Annotated in this window: 21 protein-coding genes; all 21 read left to right on the top strand. The window is 34.7% G+C overall.

All coding sequences use genetic code 11. The annotated features are described in order from the left end of the window. Positions 1 to 8 precede the first annotated feature (8 nt). The 21 genes from ABX784_RS00380 (at position 9) to ABX784_RS00280 (ending at position 24,139) form a co-directional block, all read left to right on the top strand. A complete protein-coding gene (locus tag ABX784_RS00380; protein WP_372651258.1) occupies positions 9 to 2,333 on the top strand; it encodes a Fic family protein in 2,325 nt (774 codons plus the stop codon). 71 nt (positions 2,334 to 2,404) lie between these two features. Next, positions 2,405 to 3,853 carry a UDP-N-acetylmuramate--L-alanine ligase gene (gene murC / locus ABX784_RS00375; protein ID WP_372651256.1) on the top strand — a complete coding sequence of 483 codons (1,449 nt, stop codon included), beginning with the start codon at positions 2,405 to 2,407 and terminating at the stop codon, positions 3,851 to 3,853. Positions 3,854 to 3,890: 37 nt separating this feature from the next. Further along, positions 3,891 to 5,555, top strand: coding sequence for a hypothetical protein (locus ABX784_RS00370; RefSeq protein WP_372651254.1), 1,665 nt, complete (start codon positions 3,891 to 3,893; stop codon positions 5,553 to 5,555). Between the two features lie 98 nt (positions 5,556 to 5,653). Further along, the gene (gene metK / locus ABX784_RS00365; protein ID WP_372651252.1) at positions 5,654 to 6,817 is read left to right on the top strand and encodes a methionine adenosyltransferase; all 1,164 of its coding nucleotides are present in this window, start codon (positions 5,654 to 5,656) and stop codon (positions 6,815 to 6,817) included. Positions 6,818 to 6,893: 76 nt separating this feature from the next. Next, positions 6,894 to 7,115, top strand: coding sequence for a hypothetical protein (locus ABX784_RS00360; RefSeq protein WP_372651250.1), 222 nt, complete (start codon positions 6,894 to 6,896; stop codon positions 7,113 to 7,115). Between the two features lie 151 nt (positions 7,116 to 7,266). Continuing rightward, a complete protein-coding gene (locus tag ABX784_RS00355) occupies positions 7,267 to 8,784 on the top strand; it encodes a sigma-54-dependent transcriptional regulator (RefSeq protein WP_372651249.1) in 1,518 nt (505 codons plus the stop codon). Between the two features lie 298 nt (positions 8,785 to 9,082). Beyond that, a complete protein-coding gene (locus ABX784_RS00350; protein ID WP_372651247.1) occupies positions 9,083 to 11,710 on the top strand; it encodes a tol-pal system YbgF family protein in 2,628 nt (875 codons plus the stop codon). 41 nt (positions 11,711 to 11,751) lie between these two features. Continuing rightward, positions 11,752 to 12,681 (top strand): sigma-54-dependent transcriptional regulator, encoded by a 930-nt coding sequence (locus ABX784_RS00345; protein ID WP_372651245.1) that lies wholly within the window; start codon positions 11,752 to 11,754, stop codon positions 12,679 to 12,681. Between the two features lie 18 nt (positions 12,682 to 12,699). Continuing rightward, entirely contained in the window at positions 12,700 to 13,107 is a 408-nt protein-coding gene (gene flgB, locus ABX784_RS00340; RefSeq protein ID WP_372651243.1) for a flagellar basal body rod protein FlgB, read from the top strand. 9 nt (positions 13,108 to 13,116) lie between these two features. Then, entirely contained in the window at positions 13,117 to 13,557 is a 441-nt protein-coding gene (flgC, locus tag ABX784_RS00335; RefSeq protein ID WP_290735000.1) for a flagellar basal body rod protein FlgC, read from the top strand. 13 nt (positions 13,558 to 13,570) lie between these two features. Further along, positions 13,571 to 13,936, top strand: a complete 366-nt coding sequence (gene fliE / locus ABX784_RS00330; protein WP_372651240.1) for a flagellar hook-basal body complex protein FliE — start codon at positions 13,571 to 13,573, stop codon at positions 13,934 to 13,936. A gap of 61 nt (positions 13,937 to 13,997) precedes the next feature. Beyond that, complete coding sequence (gene fliF, locus ABX784_RS00325; protein ID WP_372651238.1) at positions 13,998 to 15,662, top strand: flagellar basal-body MS-ring/collar protein FliF; 1,665 nt, start codon at positions 13,998 to 14,000, stop codon at positions 15,660 to 15,662. A 19-nt stretch (positions 15,663 to 15,681) separates the two neighbouring features. Beyond that, positions 15,682 to 16,713: a flagellar motor switch protein FliG gene (gene fliG / locus ABX784_RS00320; protein ID WP_372651236.1), complete on the top strand. Its 1,032-nt coding sequence runs from the start codon at positions 15,682 to 15,684 to the stop codon at positions 16,711 to 16,713. A 24-nt stretch (positions 16,714 to 16,737) separates the two neighbouring features. Continuing rightward, positions 16,738 to 17,625: a FliH/SctL family protein gene (locus tag ABX784_RS00315; RefSeq protein WP_372651233.1), complete on the top strand. Its 888-nt coding sequence runs from the start codon at positions 16,738 to 16,740 to the stop codon at positions 17,623 to 17,625. Then, positions 17,612 to 18,985 (top strand): FliI/YscN family ATPase, encoded by a 1,374-nt coding sequence (locus ABX784_RS00310; RefSeq protein ID WP_372651231.1) that lies wholly within the window; start codon positions 17,612 to 17,614, stop codon positions 18,983 to 18,985. Before ABX784_RS00315 ends, ABX784_RS00310 begins: the two co-directional genes overlap by 14 nt. Positions 18,986 to 18,987: 2 nt before the next feature. Continuing rightward, positions 18,988 to 19,440, top strand: a complete 453-nt coding sequence (gene fliJ, locus ABX784_RS00305) for a flagellar export protein FliJ (RefSeq protein ID WP_372651229.1) — start codon at positions 18,988 to 18,990, stop codon at positions 19,438 to 19,440. Beyond that, entirely contained in the window at positions 19,437 to 19,985 is a 549-nt protein-coding gene (locus ABX784_RS00300) for a MotE family protein (protein ID WP_372651228.1), read from the top strand. The genes fliJ and ABX784_RS00300 overlap by 4 nt, the downstream gene beginning before the upstream one ends. A 44-nt stretch (positions 19,986 to 20,029) precedes the next feature. After that, positions 20,030 to 21,475 (top strand): hypothetical protein, encoded by a 1,446-nt coding sequence (locus ABX784_RS00295; RefSeq protein ID WP_372651226.1) that lies wholly within the window; start codon positions 20,030 to 20,032, stop codon positions 21,473 to 21,475. After that, the gene (locus ABX784_RS00290; RefSeq protein ID WP_372651224.1) at positions 21,475 to 22,326 is read left to right on the top strand and encodes a flagellar hook assembly protein FlgD; all 852 of its coding nucleotides are present in this window, start codon (positions 21,475 to 21,477) and stop codon (positions 22,324 to 22,326) included. Before ABX784_RS00295 ends, ABX784_RS00290 begins: the two co-directional genes overlap by 1 nt. Before the next feature lie 11 nt (positions 22,327 to 22,337). Further along, a complete protein-coding gene (locus ABX784_RS00285; protein ID WP_372651222.1) occupies positions 22,338 to 22,748 on the top strand; it encodes a TIGR02530 family flagellar biosynthesis protein in 411 nt (136 codons plus the stop codon). Between the two features lie 110 nt (positions 22,749 to 22,858). Continuing rightward, a complete protein-coding gene (locus tag ABX784_RS00280; RefSeq protein WP_372651220.1) occupies positions 22,859 to 24,139 on the top strand; it encodes a flagellar hook protein FlgE in 1,281 nt (426 codons plus the stop codon). The last annotated feature ends 38 nt before the right edge of the window (positions 24,140 to 24,177 follow it).

Here is a 24,177-nt window from a genome sequence, read left to right as displayed (position 1 = left end):
GATTATCAATGCATAAACAATTAACACTTTTGTCCATCTTTGCACTTTTTGCAATTGGATGTACACACTCTAGTACGTTCTATTCGGTAAAGAGTAAGCCAAAAAATTATATTCTAAGATATCCTGCCGCGGCTTCAGACTCTTGTAAAAGTGTTGCTGAACAATTCTTTAAGACAAGCTTTGTTGATAGAAGAGCAGAGCTCTTAACAAGTATTTCTAACATTGAAGAGACTGAAAGAATTGGAATAACTAATGCTATCGAAAGTATTCACTTTGTTGATTACAACTATACTGTCAAAGAATTAGAAGAAGTCTTTGATGGACATAAGAAGCTCTCAAATGTTGACTATCCTTATGCATTTAACAAAGGAAGAAGAGCCAAGAGAGAGGCCCTAGGAAAGGTAGGTAACTTTTTAAGAGGAAGAGGGCAACAGTATCTTGCGCCTCAGTGGGATGAAGCTGCCTTTGAAAACTATGTAGAAGCTAGAAGGTATCTAATTGCAAATATGCCTGAATATAACCTCGAGTCTTTTAAACATGTTCACTCCATAATGATGAAAAATGGTATTGAAGAAATTAAAGATGATGAATTGGGTGTAATAAGAAAAGTTGGAATGGTAGGAAATGAAAAGGGAAGAGGGGTTGATAGAGATGCTCTGGATAATATACAGAAGAATCCTTACCTTGGTTTTCAAATTTCTAATAAAATTCTAGAAGGTGAGGTCGAAAGGTTTAGAGGGGTTATTCTCTACCCAACACCGCTTAATATTAAAGCAGAAGCTCTTGAAAGAATAAAAACTAGCCATGCTGATATTTATGAAAAAGTTAAAGTGTTACAGGCCAGCGATGAAACGACCTCTCCAGAGGAGTTAATGACTGAGTTAACTAGAGCTTTAACTGAAGAAAGATTTGCATGGTTTAGTGAATCTCGAAAAGTTCTAGGTGCTATTGATACAGAAGAAAAAGTTAATGATTACATTGAATTGGTTGTAGAGTTTCAAAGAGATATTGTGTCGATTCATCCGTTTAGAAATGGAAATGGTAGAACGTCTAGAGAGTTTATTCTTAACTATGCTCTTATGAAAGAGGGACTACCGCCGTCACGAATAGCCGATCCAAACATGGACTTATATTCTCCATTTGAAGTATGGATGGAAGAAGTAATTCAGGGGATGGACTCAACTAACCATCTTTATGCTGACATAACTTCTAGGTTAGAGCTGCATTTACCTCTAGAGAATTCTCCAGAACTATTCTCCCCGTACACTCTTAGGTATGGAGAAATAGATGCAAAAAAATATAGTTCAAAGAAAGTCGTTGAAAACTCACGAATAGCGGAAGTAGATCCTAGACAGTATATGGAATTTGTTTCGTATTTGATAGATGAAGATGCGTCTTTAGTAACTCAGATTGAAAAGAGTCCTCACGAGACACTACTGGGAATAAATAAAAAATACGAAGATTTCTTAAAGACTGTAAAAGTTGATTTCACTCATAAAAAAGAAGGTATTCAGGAAGTTAATCTATCTTTTGTAGATAGAGACTTCAAAGTGGCCTTCGGACATAAAGCTTATAGAAGTACAGAGGATTGGAACGCAAAGATGAGTCTTTGGTATCAAGATTCTGTTGTTTGGAGAGGACTTGCATATAGAAGGGATATTGAAGAGTCTGAAATTCTTAAAGTTTTCACAGATATTCACCCACAAATGACCTCTAATGATGTTGCTAAAAAGGTGAATAGAAATATGAGTCAAAATGAAATGAAAGAAATCATTCTTGCTGACTTTGATCGCTACAATGATGACCTTTATAACGGTGGACTAGTGTCTATGGCCAAAGATCATTCGGAGACAGGCCCTCATTATGGAACTAGTTACGGCTATTCAACTTCAAAAGATAGAAAGGTTGGAAAGGCCTTTGCTATGGGGGCCATGCAATTTCACATTACTGACGATGCAGGAAAAAGTGTTCAAGTGACATATGGAATGCAGAATAAGCCAGAAGTAGTTGAAAAGCTAAAGGGACAGCTCAAAGGTAGAGTTTTAATTGGAGTTCAAAGAGCGAATAAAGATGTTGATCTTGGTAGACTAAAGCAAGTAAGACCTGAGTTCTCATACAAGTATGGTCGTCAACAAGAAGTAATGGGAATTGGAGCAGCTGACCCTGATTCTGTAATGATTGTTCAAATACTTAAAGAAGATGGAGATATTGGTATTTCTTACTTTAGAAATCCAAAAAAGCCGAACGAGCTTCTAGTAGTTAAAGACCCAGAGGTTTCTGATATATCTGAAGTTACAGATGAAATGATCTCTAGAAGAATTAAACTTAAGTAACTAAGGGCTACAAAAATAATATTCTTGTGTATAATGAAGGGAGCTAACAGCTCTCTTTTTTTAGGACTATTATGAACTTAGTAAATAAAATTTCACACGATGAATTAAAGCAAAAGAAAGGCCAAATAAAAAAAATATTTATGTACCGAGTATGCGGTACTGGTATGGGAGCCTGTGCATGCTTGCTTAGAGAGAAAGGTTATGAAGTTGAAGGTGCTGATACAACTTACTATCCTCCAATGAGTACATATCTAGAATCAACTGGAATACCTCTACATAACCTTAAAGACTTCGATATGGATTACTTAAACTCCTTTGATCTTATTGTTGTAGGAAATGTTGTTCCACGTATGAGTGATGATGCTAGATTGATTGAAGAGATAGGCGTTCCGTTTACAAGTTTCCCATCTGCTCTTGGAGCTCTAGTTTTAGATGATGTAAATGTGGTTGGTATAGCTGGCACACATGGTAAGACAACGACAACATATCTAATGACTCAAGTATTTGAGAAGCTTGGCCTAAACCCTGGTTACTTTATTGGTGGAGTGGTTGAAGGAAGAATGTCTGCAATTCTTGGAGACGGTAAATACTTTTTTATAGAGTCTGATGAGTATGATAGTGCGTACTTTGAAAAAATATCAAAATTTAGATCGTATTCAATTGATCAGTTGATTCTGACATCCCTTGAATTTGATCATGCTGATATCTTCAATGATATAGAAGATATTAAAAATGAATTTAGGGCCATGCTAGATACATTTAAAGGCACCTTTATATACGACAATACCTATAAGGCCACAAATGAACTGGTTAAGGAATACTCTTCAATTATTGATGAAGAATGCTTGATTCCATATGGGGATGAGACTTTAAAGATTACTAAAGTCTCCGAAAAAGGCACTGAGTTTTCTATTCCGTGGAACGGTGAGAGATTAGAGTTTTTTACCAATCTAGTAGGAAAGCATAATATTTTAAATATCACTTCCGTTATTCTATTTGCTTTAAATGAAGGAATAGATGCTGAGAGAATTAATTCTTCAATCTCAAATTTACTTCTAGTGAGAAGGAGACAAGAAGTTCGCGGTACTTATAAGGGAGCAATTGTAATTGATGATTTTGCTCATCATCCAAGGGCTGTAGAGCTTACAACTTCCGGAATAAAGAGTCTTTATCCTAATAAGAAAATCAAAGTAATTATTGAGCCAAATTCTGCGACCGCTAGAAGTAGTATATTTCAAAAAGAATTTTCGGAGGCCCTCTCTATCGCAGACCATGTTCTATTTGCGAAGCCTTCTAGGCACACAAGTGTTAAGGGGACTAATGATCTTGATGGTAACGAAATTATTGAGAACTTAAAGACAAAAGGAATTAGTGGCTCAGTTCATAGTGAGTTAGAAAGCTTAAGGAATGAAATTGATGAAATCTGTGATGATAACTCAGTTCTTCTTGTACTAAGTAATGGTACTTGTTTAGGATTGTGGCAATCTGATTTTGTAAATGAATTAAAAAAGAATGATTAAAGCTCAATTTTTAATATTTTTTATCTTGTTAAGTTCAATGAATGTTTTCGCTGAAGGTGAAAAGATTTCTTCTCAGGTTTTATCTATAAACATATCTGAAAAGAAAGCATTAGACTTATATTTAAAGAAATTAAATTCTTTTTCTAAACTTCACTGCAAGGGTGGTGTCGAACACGAGTTTTGGAAAAAATTTAAAAACTTTAGAGGGAATGGTAACTTTATTCCTCTTCTTCCTGATGGAAAGCTCGATAAACTTACAGTGAATAAGTTTATCCCAGAACTTGAGTCTAAAAAAAAATGGATTGATTCACAAAGAAAGATAGTAAGTAAGAGAAAGAACTTTAAACCAGAATATGCCAAACTGATAAAACTTGAAAAAACGTTTAACGAACTTTTAACTTACAAAAAGAAATTTTTCCAAAGTAAGAGTGATAAAGAAAAAAGTGTAATCAGAAATAATTCAAAGTATAAGCTAATTACATTTAGAAGTAATTTAAAGTCCTACCTTGAGTCTCTAAGTTTTCTTCAGTCATATAAATTTCCAGTAGATCATTTTGACCTGAGAGTAAATTATGACAAGCATAAAGGATCAGAAGATATCGAAGGTAAGAGGAAATCTAATGAAATATACTTCTTTAGAAAAATCGTTCAAGATGGCGCCCAAAACGTAAATCATAAGAAGAGCGACAGATTCCTTAGAGCAACGATAGACTCAATTTATCTCAATCTAAATCTTAAGTCTGATTTCATATCAGAAGATTTTCGTTATGATTTAAACTCGGCGCTAAGGTCAATCAAGAGACATCTCAAGAATAAACCTAGAAGGCAATACGTTAGACTTGGCGAGTGGAGTGAGCGAATTGAGAGAGCATTAAAGTTTTATAAAATGCTAAGAGACGGTAAAGTAGAAGATAAGGGACACGCTTTTTCAACAGATAACCTTCTCCAAAGTAGATCTAAGAGTAGATATATACTAAAAGATTTTGTTCTTAGAAAAGAGGCCGATGTATATAGATATTGGATGGAGCAATCTACAATGCTTCAGGCCCTATATGTTATAGATACAATTCTTTTCAATGAAGTAGGAGGGCTTGACGGTAGAGATGCTCTTGAAAGAAGAGATGTCACCCAAGTTGTAATCAATCGTTTAACAGACCCTGAATATAATAATATAGATGAAGATGAATCTATTTTTAATTATTTAAAGTTAACAAGTGAGCAGGTTAAGAAAAACCCATGGCTTAACGTAATGTTTAAAGAAGGAGAGTTTTCTTTTACTTATTACTTTATTCCTGGAAATTCAAAAATATACTGTCCTGATATGACGAGACATGGAAAGTTTCTAAGAAGAGAGAATATCTCAATTGCCTTATCATTACTTCAAAAGCCAGAGGTTAAATTCCGTGCATTAAGGTATTTCTCGAGAGCATCAATGCTTGGAAGAGTGAATATGGCAAAAATTTGGTCAAATTTTACTCCTGTACCTGAAAGGCCGGGCTTGCTTGTTAAAAGAAGTAACTACATCAGAAGCCTATATAAGAAGGGGCGTTATGAGTTTCTATACGATTTTAAAACATTAGAAGGTGAGACATTTCAAGTTTTGAAGTTCAAAAAGAACACTTATGTCACTGATAAGGATGGAGTTCACTTTTATAAATACCGTAACAGACATTACTTCAGATATTTTGAACACCCCCTTTAAATCTGCATAAATTCATTGTTAATACAATTTTCTCGGAGTATAGTCTTGGAGTTATTAGTGTATTATTTGTTTAATAAAATCTATTTACTGGAGTATATATGTTAAAAAATTATGTATTTACATCAGAGTCTGTTACTGAAGGACACCCTGATAAAATGGCCGATCAAATCTCTGATGCGGTTGTAGATGCAATGTTCGCTCAAGACCCTGAGTCACGTATTGCATGTGAAACAATGATTTCAACAGGAATGGTTGTTCTTGCTGGAGAGATTACTTCTAAAGCAAATATTGATTTTCAAGAAGTTGTAAGAAACAAAATTAGAGAGATTGGATATGATCATTCAGATAAAGGATTCGATTGTAATACTTGTTCTGTAATGGTCGCACTTGATAAGCAATCTCCAGAGATTGCTCAAGGTGTAAACGTTGGTGAAGGTACTTTCAAAGAGATGGGTGCTGGTGATCAAGGTTTAATGTTTGGTTATGCAATTAATGAAACAGAAAACTTTATGCCTTTAACAATTGATCTTTCTCATAAGCTTGCAATGAAGCTTTCAGAAGTTAGAAAGAATGGAACTGTTGGAGAGCTTAGAGCTGATGGTAAGACTCAAGTTTCTGCAGAGTATGTTGATGGTAAAGTATCAAGAATTGATACAATTGTTCTATCAACTCAGCACTCTGAAAACATGACTCTTAAGCAAGTAGAAGAAGCTGTTAGAGAGGAAGTTATTAGTAAAGTAATTCCTACTGACCTTGTTGATAACAACACAAAATACTTCATTAACCCAACTGGTAAGTTTGTTATCGGTGGGCCAATGGGTGACTGTGGATTAACAGGTAGAAAGATTATCGTTGATACTTACGGTGGTCACGGAGCTCACGGTGGTGGAGCATTTTCTGGTAAAGATCCTTCTAAAGTTGATAGATCAGCTGCTTACGCTACAAGACAAATTGCAAAGCACGTTGTTGCTGCAGGTTTAGCTGATAGAGCTCTTGTACAAGTTGCATATGCAATTGGTGTAGCAGAGCCAATGTCTCTTCTAGTTGACTGCTATGGAACTGAAAAAGTTGATATAGCAGCGATCAATAAAGCTGTTAATGAAATTTTTGATATGAAGCCAAAAGCAATCATTGAAAGACTTGATCTTTTAAGACCAATCTACTCTGAAACAGCTGCTTATGGTCACTTTGGTAGAGAGAGTAAAACTTCTTTCCCATGGGAAAACCTAACTTACTTAGATCAGCTTAAAGGTATGTTCTAGGATAAGATTTAAATTTTGATTTTAATGGCCAGTCTCCGGACTGGCTTTTTTTTTGGTTAAAGCTTACTATTACATTATGGATATAGTTTACTTCTTTATACGATATACACCTTTTTGGGCAATTCCAGTGATTTTCATATCTGGTTACTTCACTTACACCTATTGGATTAAAGATATCAGAGAAATAGCTCTTGTTTTTACCTCTCTAGGTCTGCTTTCAATACTTATTCTCGCTTATTGGGTATTTGTTGGGGGTCCAGATGCCTCGGTGCAGTATATTCTTCAATTCAATCAGTAATACCTTCATTATTTAGCACTCAAATGTAAGAATTCTTTAGGAAAGGAAAGTCTTTCCAGGGTGTTGAAAAATTGACACTGAAGCTCAACTTAGCTACGATTTTTCATATCAAAATTTCTTTTAGAAAATTTTGGTAACTAAGGAGAGTCATTTGAACGAATTCCAATTTCTTCACGACACATACGAAAATAGTGAAGATACTGCTAGCTTACCTGAGATTTTTCTTGTTGAAGATGATCTCATTTTTGGAAAAACTTTAAAGAAATTCTTACAAAAAAAGCTAGGGCTAGAGGTAAATTACTTCTCTGGACCATCCGCCGCTATTACTGCGGTGAATGAAAGATCTTCAAATGATCAGTTCATCTTAATTACTGATATTAGTTTTGATGATGGTGGTGCAGATGGGCTACTGCTTATTGATTTATTAAAAGAAAGAGGACATAAGTTCATACCAATTGTAATGACTGGTTTTGCCTCTATTGAAACAGCTATTGCAGCTACTAAGAAAGGCGTATTTCATTACTTAACTAAGCCCTTTGAGTTAGATGTTTTATCTGAACTTATTATTAAGGCCGCAGTTTCAAAGCTTGGTTTCAAAGAGACTGACTTTAAGACTAGAACTCCTAAGGTTGCTGTTGAATCTAATAAGAAATCAGTATTAAATTCATATAAAATAGAAGCTCCAACAGAAGATGATATTTTCTGTGGAATGATAGGTCGCTCTCCTCAAATGAAGAAGGTATTTGAGCGTATTGAGAAAGTTGCTGCCTCTGGCTCGACTGTATTTATAAACGGACCATCGGGGACTGGTAAAGAGCTTATAGCCTCTGCTATTCACTCCTTATCTCCTAGAGTTGATAACCCAATGATCTCTGTAAACTGTGGGGCTATTCCTGGAGAGTTATTAGAGAGTGAATTATTTGGACATGAGAAAGGTGCCTTCACTGGTGCTATCTCAAGTCGTAAGGGGAGATTTGAACTAGCAAATAATGGTTCTATATTCTTAGATGAAATAGGCGATATGCCACTTCTTTTACAGGTAAAGCTTTTAAGAGTTCTTCAAGGAAGAGTTATTGAAAGGGTAGGTAGTACTACAACAACTCCTGTCGACGTTAGAATTATAACTGCTACTCACAGAGATTTAGAAAAGCATGTTGAAGAGGGTAACTTTAGAGAAGATTTATATTACCGCCTAAACGTAATACCAATTAAAGTTCCATCTCTATGTGAGAGAAGAGAAGATATACCATTATTGATTTCATACTTTCTTTCTAGGTTTGTAAGTGCAGATGGAAGAAACAGTATTGAGTTTGATGATGAGTCTTTAGAGCTATTACTTGCGTACGACTGGCCAGGAAATGTTCGAGAGCTTGAAAACTTAATGGAAAGACTTGTTATATTAAGAGGGGGAAGTGTTATTCGCCCAAGTGATTTACCAGTTAAGTTTTTAGAGCGTGCACCAATGCATTTAAATTCTTACGATAGTTTAATCTCTCTTCCTGAAACTGGAATTGATTTAAAGAAGGCCCTTTCTAATATTGAGGATTCATTAATTCACCAGGCATTAGCGAAGACTTCTGGAAATAAGAATCAGGCCTCAAAGCTTCTTTCGATGAATAGAACAACACTCATTGAAAAAATGAAAAAGAAACAAATAGATTTCCAATAAAATATCATTGTCCACTCCTACTATCTTGGTAGGAGTACTGTAGTTTTTAGCTAGGGCATTTTGGCCCTAAATCCTCCTAAGTATTTATATATGCGACACTTTTTTCCCATGTCAGAATTTAATGCGGAAAAAACAGCCTATTGGAAAAATTTTCCTTTAAAAATTTTCAAAAAAAGGTAGAATAGATTTGTGCGATGGATATCGATGTTTAGGATGAACATTGGAATTAACCAGTCGCGGTAGCATTAACTTGAAACAGGAAGTTTCTATTACTATGCAGCCTATCAAGCTCAAAACTTTGACACTTATTACTTTTTTTACATTATTTAATGTAAGTGCAGGCATTATTGTACAAGAAAAAGGTTCAACACATCTTAGATGGAATATCTTCGCACCAAAAGATTTGGTTCAAATACATAAGAATAAAGACACAGTACAATTTAGAACTTTAAACACTGAGCTCTACATCAACTTAGAAAAAGCCATTAAAGACATTGATCCAGACGGTAAGTACATCACTTCTATCAAAGCGGTTGGTCCTTCTGAAATGAGTAATAGCTCAAAGGTTGAGATTAAACTTAAGTCTGATGCTGTAGAGTTATTTAGCTTCTATAAAGATAGAGACAAAAAGCTTGTTGTTGATTTTTGGACTGAAGAAAGTAATGAGAACACTCCAATATCAAAAGTAAAATCTCCAAAGAAAGCTAAGGTTTCAAAAGCTGTAGTTAAAAGTACAAAAACTACTAAGAAGTCGGTTAGAAAAGCACCAGTTAAGAAGCCTTTAGTAGTTAAGAAAGATTCTCCTTATAGAGATTTTAGATATGGAGCTTCATTCATATGGGACTATAGCCCACTAGCTCCTAAGTTGAAGAAGATTATCAACTTAGACAGTAAAACACCTGAGTATTTTTACAAGATTAAGAATAGAGATGTTTCAAAGAGTGAAGCAGAAGCCCATATGCAATTGACAATTAATCTCTTTAGAAAGAAGAAATGGGGATTAATGTATAAGTCGATTAAGCTTTATAATAAGAAGTACGGTGAAAACACAAACTTTGATATTAACGAGTTTATGAAAGCAAATGCTATTCTTAGAGAGAATTTTTCAAAAGGAAATACTGAGCCAGTAAAAATGAGTATCAGTATGTTAGAAAATATTTTACTTAAATCTAAGAACTATGAATTAAGAAGTGGGATATATAAATACTTAATTCCATACTTTGTTCAAGCTAATGATTATGTAAAAACATTAGAACTAACTAAGAAGTATTATGTAGATTCAAAAGAGAATCATGATTACGAAGAATCAAACTATGCTGCGGAAGGTATTCTTTTCAATCTTGCTAAGCTAAAGCAAATTGAAAAAGTACAAGAGCTACTTGAAGAAAAAACAATTCAAAAGATTTTACCTAAGCAGGTTATGCTTGCTTATGAACTATACACATTTTTAAGTTTAGATGAGTCTGAGAAGGTGATTAAGCTCTATGAAAAGAATAAGAGCTCGCTAGTAAAGCCTGTGCACCCAGTAATTCTTTACAATGTTGCAGAAGCTTATTTTAGAAATTCTGATTACTCTAAAGCAACTGCTATATATGACCAATTTTTAAATGATTACTCATTTCATGAGAAGAGTTCTGAAGCTAGAGTACGTATTGCTCAGTGTTGGGAAATTCAAGAGAAAGACTTTAAAGAATCTGTTGAGCTATATAAGAATGCAATTAATAGATCTCAAAAATCAGATGTTGGTTTTGAAGCAAGAGTAAGATATGTGGCCCTTAGAAATCTAAGAAAAAAGAATGTTACAAGTAGCGACAGAGAAGTGAAGGTATTCTTAACTTCAGGTGTTGATAGTGTAAAGATAGAAAAAGACCTTAAGAAGCTATTATGGCAGGTAAGATTAAGAACATTTATTGTCGAGAAGAAATATGATGAAGCGCTTGCTTACCTGAATGCTCTTCCTCTTAAATCGATGATTCCTACTGATAGAAGAGTGTTTGAAAGTGATGGAGCAGAAATTGTATATGGAATGATTGAGAAATCATTTAATAACGGTCAGTACGCTAACGTGATTAAAGCATGGGATATTTATAAGGATCAATATATTGATAAAGTTGCAAATGATCCTCAGATGAATTTTTTAGTGGCAAACTCTTATATCAGACTAGGTCTAATCGAAGGGTTTGATAGTTTATATGAAGACTTTTCAAAATCTAATTACGAAATTTCGAAGACATTTCCTATCTGGGTAGAAAGAAAGAATACTACGGACTCAAAGTCACTTTTAGCAGAACTTCAGATTATAAGAAATCTAAAGTTAAAAAACTGGAATGTAGTTAGAAAGGAAATCGCAAGTTTAAAAAAGACTAAAAATAGCATCGATAAGCTTGATTACTATGAAGGTCTACTTTTTTATAATACAGGTGATTGGAAAAATGGTGCAAAGTCATTTGAGAAGTTTCTATCGAGTGGTAAAGATGATTCAATTTCTGATCCTAAAGAGATTGCAGAGTTAGTAAAAGCATATACAGACTGTCTTTATGAGATAGGGGACACAAAGAAGTATCAAAAAGTAGCTAATGCTCTTTTAAGTGATACGAGAAAGCTTAAAAGTAAGAATGAGTACATGGACTCAGTTAGAGAAAAAGTATCTTATTTGAATATTGAATTACTTGCTGGTGATGAATCAGACGAGAGTTTTTTATTACTAGAATCAAAAATTAAAAAGTTTAAGAAGGATTTTGATAAATCAATTTATTCAGGAAGAATAAACTATTTATTAGGTCTTTCACTTCTAAATAATAAGAAGGATGACGAAGGAAAAAAAGTTCTTGAAGGCTTAATTTCTGATGAAGGAATTGATGAGCATATCAAGAACTTAGCTCGAAGTGAGCTGAGCATGTTAAAAATTAAGAATAAAACTTTATAATTTTCGATCCAAGGAATGGATCATCATTGACAGGAGGTCAAATGGAATCAGTTAAAGTCGAGCTTTTCGGAAAAGATCCTAAAGTTGCTAAGGCCATTTCAGTAGCTAGGAATATTTCTGTAACGAAAGCCCCAGTATTAGTTGTTGGAGAAACAGGTGTTGGAAAAAGAGCATTAAGCCGTTATATCCACGCAAATTCAACTAGAGCTAATAGCACTTATCTTTGTGTTGACTGTTCTGCAGATGCACAAACTGTTGAAAATCAAATCCTTGGACATAGAGAAGAAGAATCAGGACGTTTTATTAAGGGTGCTCTAGAAGCTGCTAATGGTGGTTCTGTAGTATTTGCAAATATCGATTGTCTTGAAGATGAATTCCAAAAGAGATTACACAAAATTTTAAATGAACTTGAAGATTATGATATCGATGTAAGAATTCTTGCAACAACGACTAAAAACTTATCAAAGCTAGTTGGATCAGGAAGATTTTATAGAGGTCTATATACATATATTTCTTCTAACGCAATTTCATTAACTCCACTAAGAGAGAGAGTTACTGACCTTGAAGAGATTGCTAGACACTTCGTTCAAGAGTTCTCAGAAGATTCAGTTTCTGTTGATAGCTCAGCAATGGATAAAATTCTAGGTCACTACTGGACACACAATGTAAACGAGTTAAGAACAGTACTTGAAAATGCTCTTGAAAATAACTCAACAGGTGTTCTTACTGAAGCTGATCTTGAAATTGGTGAAAAGAAAGCAGTTAGCATGATGAGTGATGATGACTCTGATGGAATAAGATTAATGTCTCTTAAAGAAGCTGAGAAGCTATTAATTAAGAAAGCTCTTATCCACACTAGTGAGAACAGAACACAAGCAGCTAAGATTCTTGGAGTATCAATTAGAACTCTTAGAAATAAAATTAATGAATATAGAAATAATGGTTCTGCATACTTTGTTAACTTAAGATAATTATTTTAAGGAGTTGTAATGGAAGTAAACGATAAAACACTTCAAGCATTAGCGTCATCTCTAAACTTTAGACAGATGAGACAGGAGATAATTACCTCTAATATCGCGAATGCAGAGACACCAGGGTACAAGGCCAAAAGAGTTGATTTTGAGCAAGCACTGGCAAGAGCTTTAGACGTAGACGGACAGCAACAATTAAATACTGAAGATTCACGTCACTTTGACGTAGGTAGTGGTGGTTTTGGGAACTTACAACCTGAAATTTACGATGATCCTAATGGCGTTGTAAGTGAAGATGGAAACACAGTAGACAGAGACGCAGAATTAGCACGAATGGCAGAAAATAAAATTTTATATGATGCAACAGTGCAATTAATTAATAAGAAACTTGGACTCATGAAGTACGCTGTTGGTTCAAGCAATTAAGGAGAATAAATGGATTTATTAACATCATTAAAAATAAGTTCTTCAGGTCTAGCCGCAAATAAAAAGCGTATGGCCTCTATATCTTCAAATATTGCTAATGCGCAAACTACTCGTACGGCTGAAGGTGGCCCTTACAGACGTAAAGAAGTGGTTTTCGGATCAGAGCCAGCAAGAGAAACATTCTCTGAAATACTAGAGGGTGAGCTTGATGAGAAAGCACAAACTGTTCAAGCAACAGAGGTGATTAGTACTAACAGACCTCCTATCTTAAAGTATGAACCAAATCACCCTGATGCTAACGATCAAGGTTATGTAGCTTATCCAGATATTAATGTTATGGAAGAGATGGCAAATATGATCTCAGCATCGAGAGCGTATGAAGCCAATATTAATGCAATGAATACAACTAAGAATATGGCAATGAAGGCCTTAGAGCTTGGTCGAAACTAAGAGGAATTAGATTATGCCAATTGAAACAGTAGGATCTATGAAAAGTATTTTAAATGACTATAGTTCAAAGGACTGGTCTAAGAGTGCTGAATTAGATGGTGCAAAGTCTATTAACTTTAATGAGCTTTCTATCGGGGATGTTGAAGGTCCAAGTGGAAAGCAAAGTTTTGGTGAGATGTTATCAAGCTCGATAGCTCAGGTTAACGGTCTTCAGCAAGAAGCAAACGTAGCTATGCAGAAACTTTCTTCTGGCGAAGCTAAGAATTTACCGGAAGTAATGATGTCGGTAGAGAAAGCAGATATTGCATTTAGAACTATGAATCAGATTAGAACTAAAGTGATTGATGCTTATAAAGAAATAATGAGAATGCAAGTATAATAGTTGGGGGCAACTAAAGCTAGAACAGGATGTACTAGCTTAATTTTTCAGGAGGATTCCTTTGCAAGATTTTTTAGAAAAGATCATTCGGAATTTCACAGAGTTTTTTAATTCACTCGATTTAAATAAGAAAATTGGACTTGTTTCAATTGCAGCTTTTATTGTTGCATGTTTTGTCGGAATAGTTATTTGGGCATCAAAAACAAGAATGGATGTTCTTTATACAGAAATGAATAGAGAAGATTCTAAAAAGATAGCTGTTCTTTTAGAAGAAAAGAAAATTCCATATGAAATGTCTAATGACGGAAAAACAATTAGTATTCCAGAAGAGCTTATTAATAAGTGGAGACTAGAAATTGCAACACTAGGTGTGAATTTCTCTGGAACAGTTGGGTATGAAGTATTTGATAAGCAATCATTTGGAACTACAAGTTTTGTACAGAAAGTTAATAAGCAAAGAGCTCTAGAGGGTGAGCTTATTAAGACAATTAAATATATCAGAGGTGTTAAGAGAGCTAGAGTTCACTTATCAATTCCTGAATCTAGTCCGTTTGTATCTGAGAAAAAAGCACCAACAGCTTCAGTTGTAGTTGATCTTGAAAGAGGTGTTACTTTAACTCCAGATGAAATTAAGGGGATTGCTTCATTAGTGTCAAGTTCAATTGACGGGATGAGAAATGAGAATGTCGTAATATTAGATGATAGAGGTAAAAAGCTATCTGAAAATATTGGCGATCCTATGACAGCATATACTGCTAATAGAATGGCGCTTGAAGGGAAAGTAAATAGAAAGTACGAAAAGCAAATTGAAGATATTTTATCGAAAGTTGTAGGTGCAGGAAAAGTTATTGCTAAAGTGACTGTTAATCTTGATTTCACTGAAAGTGTTTCAACACAAACTGAGTTTGATGGAGAGAATAAAGCCGTATTGTCTGAAGTATCAAATAGCCAAAAGCTAAATGGTTCTAGACCATCTCCACAAGGGATTCCTGGTGCTAGATCAAACTTACCTGGAGAGCAACCTCAACCAGGTATTCCAGAGACTAGAAATAATGTAGATAAGTCTCTAGCAACTAGAAACTACAATGTACCTTCTAAAGTAACAAAATCTAAAAATCCTACAGCTGGTATTAGAAAGATTAGTGCTGCTGTAATGATTGATGGAAGAAGAGTTCAGGTTAAAGATGCAGCAGGAGTTATGACTACTCAGTATGAGAGATGGTCAGAAGCTGATCTTGCAAACTTTTCAGCAATCGTATCTTCTACTCTAGGAATAGATAATAAAAGAGGCGATCAAATAGTTATCAAGAATATGGAGTTTGCTCAAGAAGACATGGCATCTATTGAGGCCATGATGAGAGAGAAAGAAAATAGAGAGCTAATTAAGAATATTGTTAAATACTTAACTGTTGGATTAGCGATTACACTATTCTTCTTCTTAGTTGTTAGACCATTCGTTCAATGGATCACTGATAATACTGTAGAAACAGTTGAAGATTTCTTACCAAAAACTTTAGAAGAACTTGAGAAAGTACAAGCAAATCAGAAACTACCAGGGTTAGAGGATGCACTTCCTCAGATTGAAGAAAAGCTAAACCCTGAAAAGATTGAAGGAAATATGCTTAGAGAAAAGATTATCTCACTAGTTGAGGGGAATCCTAGTAAAGCAGCACAAGTAATTCATGAGATAATACACGCACAAGAATCAGATAAGCAGATAGCATAATTAGGGATAGGGAAAAAAAATGGCAGAGCAAGGTTTAGAACCAGATATTGAATACTCATTATTGTCGGGACAGGATAAAGCGGCAATTCTTTTGAGTTCTCTTGGAGTTCAAACAACCCAATTAATATTTTCTTATATGCGTGATAATGACGTTAAGAGAATGATTAATGCAATGTCATCTATTAATAAGGCACCTATCTGGATGATTAAGAGAGTTTTAGAAGAATTCTACTCTCATCTAAATGAAGATAATGACTTACTATTCTCAGAAAACAGAGGACGTGACTTTATTATCAATGCTCTTGGTGAAGATAGAGCAAAACAACTACTTGGACAAATTGTCGATGTTGGAGCATCTAATACTTTAGAATCTCTAGAGCTAGTTGATACAAGAACTCTTTCTAACTTCTTAATTAATGAGCATCCTCAGACAATTGCTCTGATTATTGCTCACTTAAACGCTGAGAGAAAAGTAGATGTACTAAGAAGACTACCTGAAGGTTTACAGGCAGAGGTTGTTCTTAGAGTGTCTAATCTTGATTATGTATCTCCTGAACTTATTGCTCAGCTTGATGATGTACTTAAGACTGAACTTTCTACTCTTGGATCAATTGATACGAATCAACTTGGTGGTGTTGAGCCAATTGCAGATATGCTTAACCTTATGGATAAGAACTCTGAAAAGAATATTATGGGAAGAGTTGAAGAAAAAGATCCTGAGCTTGCTGAAGAGATTAGAAAACTTATGTTTGTTTTCGAAGACCTTGTATTTGTTGATGATAGAGGTATTCAATCACTTCTTAAAGAAGTTGATCAACAGAAACTTGTTATTGCTCTTAAGACAGCGCCTGAAGAAATTAGAGCTAAGTTATTTAAGAATATGTCCAATAGAGCAGCTGGACTTCTACAGGAAGATCTTGATGCTCTTGGACCAACGAAGTTATCTGATGTTGAAAAAGCACAATCAGAAATTGTTCAAAAATGTAAGGAACTTGAATCTCAAGGTAAGGCCTTCATCTCAAGAGGTGGAGACGGAGATGCTCTTGTTTAATCAGATTGCCGTTTAGGAGAATGAATGTCTAACGATAAAGATAATATATTTGGTGAAGTTTCAGAATATGAATTTAAGTCATTTTCGACATCAAGTATCCCTTCTGGTGAGGTAACGAATTTTGAGTTTTCTGAAATAGGAAGCCTTAAGCCTGCTACTGAAGATAATCATCAGAAAGTTATTAAAATTGAGAGAGATTACGCAGAAAAAAATGACTTTAAGATTGCACCTATTGTTAAAGAACACAGAGGTATAACTAAGCAAGTTCTAAAAGAGAGAGAACTAAGAATAGAGCAAGAGGTTGAACGAAGAGTCCAAGAGTTAAAGGAAGAAGCCTATAACGACGGATATAACGAAGGTATGGCCAGTGGTCGTGAGGAAGTTTTCAATCAAAATAGAGCATCATCTGAAGAAAAGATTCAAAATCTAACTAATATGATCGTTGATGTGTTGGGTACTCGCTCAGACCTTTTAGTTAATCAAAAAAAGCAGGTTTACTCTTTAGTTAGAATTTTAACGAAATGGGTAATACTTAGAGAACTTACTGATGATGGTAAATACATTGAAAATTTACTAGAAAAACTTATAACAGAAATGCAGACGAAGTCTAACTTATTGGTTCATGTAGATGAAAAATCATTTGAACAAATGCCTGAAGTTTTAAAGGTTGTACAAAATAAAATCGGTGAACTTACAAACGTTAGAGTTGAGATTGATTATGATATTGAAGGGCCTGGAATTGTTCTTGAGTGTGATAAGGGGATTCTAAATGGAACTATCAATCAACAAATGAAAAGCTTAGATAAGTTATTTGAAACTGTAGGTTTAGAGCAAGAAAAATCAATAAATATGCAAGAGTTAAATATAGATCAAGTAGACTCTACTGAGGATGACAACAGTGGCTCAGACTAAGGAAGATGAATTAGATTTACTTGCTATTCATAAAGCATATGAATACTCAACTCCTTATCAAAAAATTGGAAAGGTTTTCTCTAATAAAGGGATGCTTTTTGAAGTAAATCTTTCTAGGGCCGTAATCGGTAGTAATGTTGAATTTGTTACAGAATTTGGTGAAAGGTGTCTTGGTGAAGTTGTGGCAATAAATGGACATAAATGTATGGCCATGCCCTATGATGAGATATCGGGAATTAATTCAGAAACAAAAGTATATTTAAAAGACTTAACTACAACAATAAAGCTTTCAAAGAATATGTTGGGAAGAGTAATAGACTTTCAAGGAAATCCAATAGATGGCAAAGGTCCAATAGAAGATATTGAAGAATCTAGGTCTATTTTTGGAACATCTTTAAATCCTCTTGATAGACCTCCTATTAAAGAACCATTAGATGTTGGAGTTCATGCTGTAAATTGCTTTATGACAGCTGGTAAAGGGCAGAGATTGGCCATTATGGCGGGTTCTGGTGTTGGTAAGTCTGTTACACTTGGAATGATTGCTCAGAACTCTAGTGCTGATGTAAATGTGATTGCTCTAATTGGAGAAAGGGGAAGAGAGGTTCTTGAGTTTATTGAATCTGATCTAGGACCCGAAGGTGTAAAGAGATCTGTTGTGGTTGTTGCAACGTCTGATACATCTCCTTTAATTAGAATGAAAGCAGCTTATGTTGCAACAACGATTTCTGAATTCTTTAGAGATGATCAAAAAGACGTCCTCCTTATGATGGATTCAATTACTCGATTTGCTATGGCAAATAGAGAGATATCACTGAGCGCTGGAGAACCTCCTGGACAGAAGGGTTATACACCATCTGTTTTTGCTCAATTGCCTAAATTAATGGAAAGAGCTGGAACTAAAGCTAACTCAGGAACTATTACTGGTATTTATACTGTTTTAGTTGAGGGTGGTGATATGGATGAGCCCATTGCCGATGCGGTAAGGGCGATTGCTGATGGCCATATTATATTGAGTCGTGATCTTGCCTCTAGAAACCAATTCCCCGCGATTGATGTTCTTCAGTCTCTATCAAGGGTCATGAATAAAGTGACTACTAATGAGCATAAGATCGTAGCCTCACATTTAAGAGATTTACTTTCTGCATACAAAGAGAATGAAGACTTGATTAATGTTGGAGCCTACGCAAAAGGTTCAAACCCTAAAGTTGATAAGGCCTTAATCATATATGAAGATCTAATGGATCTTCTAAAGCAATTTCAAGGTATGAGTGATTACTTAACAATTGAAGAGCTTTACGACCGAATGGTTGAACTTGCAAGGAAGGCCGAGAATTCTTTAAATCCTTCTGAAGAGGAATAACTATGCAAAAGTTTAAATTTAAACTTGATGGACTTTTAAAGGTTAGGGAGTTTAAAGAAAAAAGACTTAAAGTGGAGTTAGGAGAGATTCTCACTCAAGTTCAAAATGTTAAAGATGAAATTAAGAAGTTAAATGAAAATATCGTTGAAACTTATGAAGCACAGGAACAATTTTTATCAGACCCAAGTGGTGGCGACATGGTTAAGTTCTTTCCTCGCTTTATTAAGACTAAAAAAGCAGATATTAAAAATAAAGAAAACCTACTATTTGCCCTAGAGAAGAAGTTTGAGCAAAAAAAGACGGAACTAGGAGTCGCGAGAGGTGAGGTTAAAGTTATAGAAAACCTTAAAGAAAAGAAATCTACAGAGCATAAGAAGAAAGTTGAAAAGAAGTTTCAAGATGATGTAGATGAATTAGTTCAAATAAGAAGATTATTAAAGGAGACAAAGTCATGAAATCTATTTGTGGTTTGTTAATATTTATATTAGTGAGTAATGTTTTTGCTCAAGATACAAAAGTCGAATCTGATAAATTAGTTTTTACTAAAGACGAGTTTAGAAAAGCTGTTATGGATGAGATGGAAAAGAGAATGAGAAAAATTGGTCGCTCAAAAATGACTGATTTTTCAAACCAATTACTTAAGAAAGAAGAAGAGTTAGAGCGAAGAGAGCTTGAGCTTCAAAAAGAAAATCAAAGTTTGAAAATAAATGAAAAATCTTTTGTAAAAAGAGTGAAGCTATTTAACGAAAGGCAAGAGAAGTTTATTTCTTGCCTAGATAGTGTAGATACTAAAGAGAGTAAAAGAATTGATCATATGGTTGATGTTGTTTCGGGAATGAGACCTCAAAATGCTGCAGATGTACTCTCTGTTCAAGATTCTGTGCTATCTGTACAAATTTTAGGGAAGCTTGATGCCACTAAGGTATCGAAAATATTCAATTTGATGGATAAGGAAGTTTCTGCCCGGCTTCAAAAACAGTACCTAACTATGAAAAGATAGATATGTTGTGCATAGTGCCAATACGTAAAGGATAATAAAAAGTAATGCAATTTAACTCTAACCTTATTCAATCATTCTTAGGACAATCAAAGGGAGCGAAAACTGCTTCTGCTGATACTTCTAACTTGCTTGGAGCACCTGAGCAAGGTGGGGCTACAGAGTTCTCAAATGAGTTCCTTTCACTTTTAGGAGAAACAAAAGCACTGGCAGAGTCGGGAATCTCACCTGAAGAGTTTATAGAGACTTTAAACTCTGAAGATTTAGGATTAACTGGTGGTGAGAAGAAGGCCTTAACTAATTCTTTCATCGGTGCCTTAGAGGGAGAAACGAATCAAACTCCTGAAGGTTCTACAGTTATTTCAGAAAATAATATTCAAAAAGAAGTATTTTCAAGTAAGCAAGAAGTAGATAACTCTGATATTTCAAAAATAATTAATTCAAAATCTGTAGAAAATAATTCTATAGAAAGTTTGATTAAAAAAACAAATTTAAATACTGAGTCTATATCTAAGAACTCTAAAATTTCTCAACTTGAAAATATCAAGCCTGAAAATATCAAAGTTGAAAATACAGAAGTAGAGAAGTCTGAATTAATAGATCCAAAAATAACGAATGGAAAACTATTAAATTTAAAAGAACACTCTTCTAAAAAAATGGTAGCTCCTGGAAGCTTTCAATCTTCTGAAGATTTTGTGGCACAAGCAAAAGTCGCGGCATCGAAAAATGAAGAAGTTATCGAGAATAATGAAAGAAAGTCATTCTTTCCTAAATCAAATAATAAAGTATTAGCTTTTAATAAAGAACAAAATACTATTAATAATAATATTTTTGCTGGAAAAAACCCTTTTCTAAGTGGGAATGAAACAAAAGTATCAAAGTTAAAACCTGATACAGAAGTCTCGACATTAGATACTGGTAATATAGCGGTACAGGAAGAGTCTTTAGCTCCTTTATTAAGCCAGACTCAACAAAATAGTAGTGGAAATCAAAGCTCTCTTGGAAATAATTCAACAGTTAAAGTTTTAGATTTCTCTAATATAAATACTGCCAATTCTGAACAATTAATTGATAAAATTTCAAACTATATTACTACTTCAAGATTAGAAAAACAGGAACATGTTGAACTTATAGTTAAGCATAATTCCCTCGGTAATTTGAAAGTAACTGCTACTAAAGGGCAATTGCCTGACCAAATTAATTTAGAAATTGTTGCAAGTTCAGATAAAGGTCATCAATTTTTTAAGTCAAATGAAGTAGAAATGATTAAGAGCTTATCGAATTCTGGTGTAAAATTAAATGACGTTAAAATCTCTATGGGAAGTGATTTTAATATGCAGTCTTCTGATAAAGGAGACAGTCAGTTTAATCAAGGACAAGGAAGTCAAAACTCTAAGTATGGTGGACAGCAGGCATCTTCTAATCAAGATCAAAGTAGAAGAGATAGAAGAGAGCAAATGTGGAATACCTATAGAGAAAGGTTAGGGGCATAATGGCCGAAATCGGAAGACCAAAAGCTGCAAACCCATTCAATGGTATTGCTCTTAAAAAATCAAGTAATAATAAGAAGAAACAAAATGTTGGTGATAGTCTAAACGAAATGGTGGGAATTAGACCTGACCAAAAATTTGTTGATAAAAAAGACCACAATAAATTAGGTAAAGATGGTTTTTTAAAATTACTATCTCACCAACTTGCCAATCAAGATCCAATGAAGCCTATGGATCAAAAACAATTTGCAGCAGATCTAGCTCAATTTTCTCAATTAGAGCAGCTTACCAACATGAATACTAAAATGGATGGTATGCAAAAGAATGATACAACTGAAAATAAATTTATGGCCGCTAGCTTTATAGGTAAAGAAGTGATGTCCAAGGGGACTTCAGTTAATTACGATGGAGAGAGTAGAAGTACTATTCTTCCATTCCACTTAAAGAAAGCCGCCAACAATATACTCGTAAGAATTTATGACAGTAAGAATCAGTTAATCTCACAAATTGAAAAAGAATCACTAGGTGAGGGAAGTCAGTCGGTAAAGTGGGACGGTCTACAGTTAGACGGAGCTCCTGCAGTTAAGGGTGACTATAGAATTGATGTTACTGCTTATGACGAAACAATGAATAAATTTAAAGGTGAAACAAAGTCTACAGGACTTGTTACTGGTGTTCATTTTGAAAATGGTGAGGCAGTATTAGAGTTAGATAGAGGGAAGAAAGTTTTCCTTAGAGATGTAGAAAGTTTTTCATTGGCAAAGCAGGCAAATAACGCACCGGTAAAGAATTTACCTAGCTTGAAAAAAAATGCTGCACAGGCCTATAATAATATAGAATCGCAAGTCAACTAAGAGAAGAGTAAATGACAAACGCAAAAGTTAACAACATTCTAATTCCAAACGTATCGAAGATACCTTCGGACAAGAAGGTTAACTTAGATAATAAAATTGGACAGGGTAAAACTGGTGATGAGTTTAAGGCCTTACTTCAAGATCAAGTTGAACAAACGCGTAAAGAGCATGGGATACAACTCTCAACTCATGCTGCAAAAAGATTACAAGAAAGAAACTTATCAATGGATTCAAATGAGTTTTTCAAATTGAAAGGCGCAATGGATAAATTGAAAGATAAAGGTGGCCAAGACTCGTTAGTAATAACAGACAAGGCCGCATACATTGTCGATGTACCAAAAAATAGAATTGTTACAGCGATTGATAAAAATAATATTTTAGAAAACGTATTTACCAAGATTGATTCTACGGTAATCGTTTAAGTATTTTAAGATTGATGGCTGGTCCTTTCCGGAAGCCTTGTGTTTAGTCTGTAGTTACTAAACACCCTTCGCAAAATATTCTTATTTAATACAAGGTCTAGGAGGGACTCATGGGAATTTTACGTTCATTTAACATTGGTGTAACTGGTTTAAACGCTGTTGGGCAGGGTATGGGTGTTATTGGTGATAACATTGCTAACGCTGGTACTAATGGTTTTAAGTCATCAAGAGCGGAGTTTCAAGATGTTCTTGCTACCTCTCTAAAAGGTATCGATGGTGGAGATCAATTTGGATCAGGGACAAAGCTTGCTCACATTAAAACGTTAATGAGCCAAGGTGATGTTGCTAGAACTGATAATATTACTGACCTTGCTGTTAATGGCGATGGTTTCTTTAAAGTTAATGCTCCATTCGGTAAAGGATTTACTAGAGATGGTTCATTTCACTTCAATAAAGAAGGTGAGCTTGTTAACTCTGATGGATACCAAGTTGTTGGTTTTGAGGCAGATGAAACAGGTAAAATTACTAATAAGGAAGCTCCTGTAAAGCTTGGAAGTACAACAATTCCAGCTCAAGCATCAGAGAAGGTTAACTTCAACCTAAACCTAGACTCTAGAGCAGAAATTAAAGAATTCGATATTAATGATCCAGATGCAACTTCTAACTTCTCTAACTCTGTAACAGTCTATGACAATGTTGGTACAGCAAGACTTGTAACTGTTTACTATAATAAGACTGATAATAACCAATGGACATATAGAGCTCTTGCAGATGGTGCAGATGTTGAAGGTGGTGAGCCAGGTTCATTCACTCAAATGGCCGAAGGTAATATTATCTTCAACAACAAGGGTCAACTTCAGGAAGAGCAAGAAACTTCAAACTCTTTTAACTTTAATAAAGGTGCCGCTCCTGATCAGAAAATTACTTTCAACTTTGGTGATTCAATTCTTGAAGGTGGAGAAGGTATTGGAGCTTCAACTCAGTATGGGTCTGGTTCTGCAATAGCTAGACACTCTCAGGATGGATTCTCTGCAGCGACTCTAGCATCTATGTCATTCAATGACGCTGGGATCTTAACAGCTGTTTACGATAATGGTGAGTCTAGAGATATTTCTCAAATTGCAGTAGCAAAATTTGAAAATAATGAAGGATTGTTCAAAGTAGGTAAGAACCTCATGAAAGAATCTAGAAACTCTGGAGAGGCCGCAATGGGGAAACCTGGTGAGTCTGGTAGAGGGGAAGTTCTTTCTAAGTCAATCGAACTTTCTAACGTAGATATTGCAAATGAATTTGTTGGACTGATGACAGCACAAAGAAATTTTCAGGCCAATGCGAAGACGCTAACGACTGCAGATGAGATGTTACAACAAGTTCTTAGTATTAAAAGATAATTAAATAATCTCTCCTAAAGATTAAATATAAGGCACTA

The organism is Halobacteriovorax sp., from assembly GCF_041587335.1.
GTDB lineage: Bacteria > Bdellovibrionota > Bacteriovoracia > Bacteriovoracales > Bacteriovoracaceae > Halobacteriovorax.
This window is presented reverse-complemented; position numbering and strand designations above follow the sequence as displayed.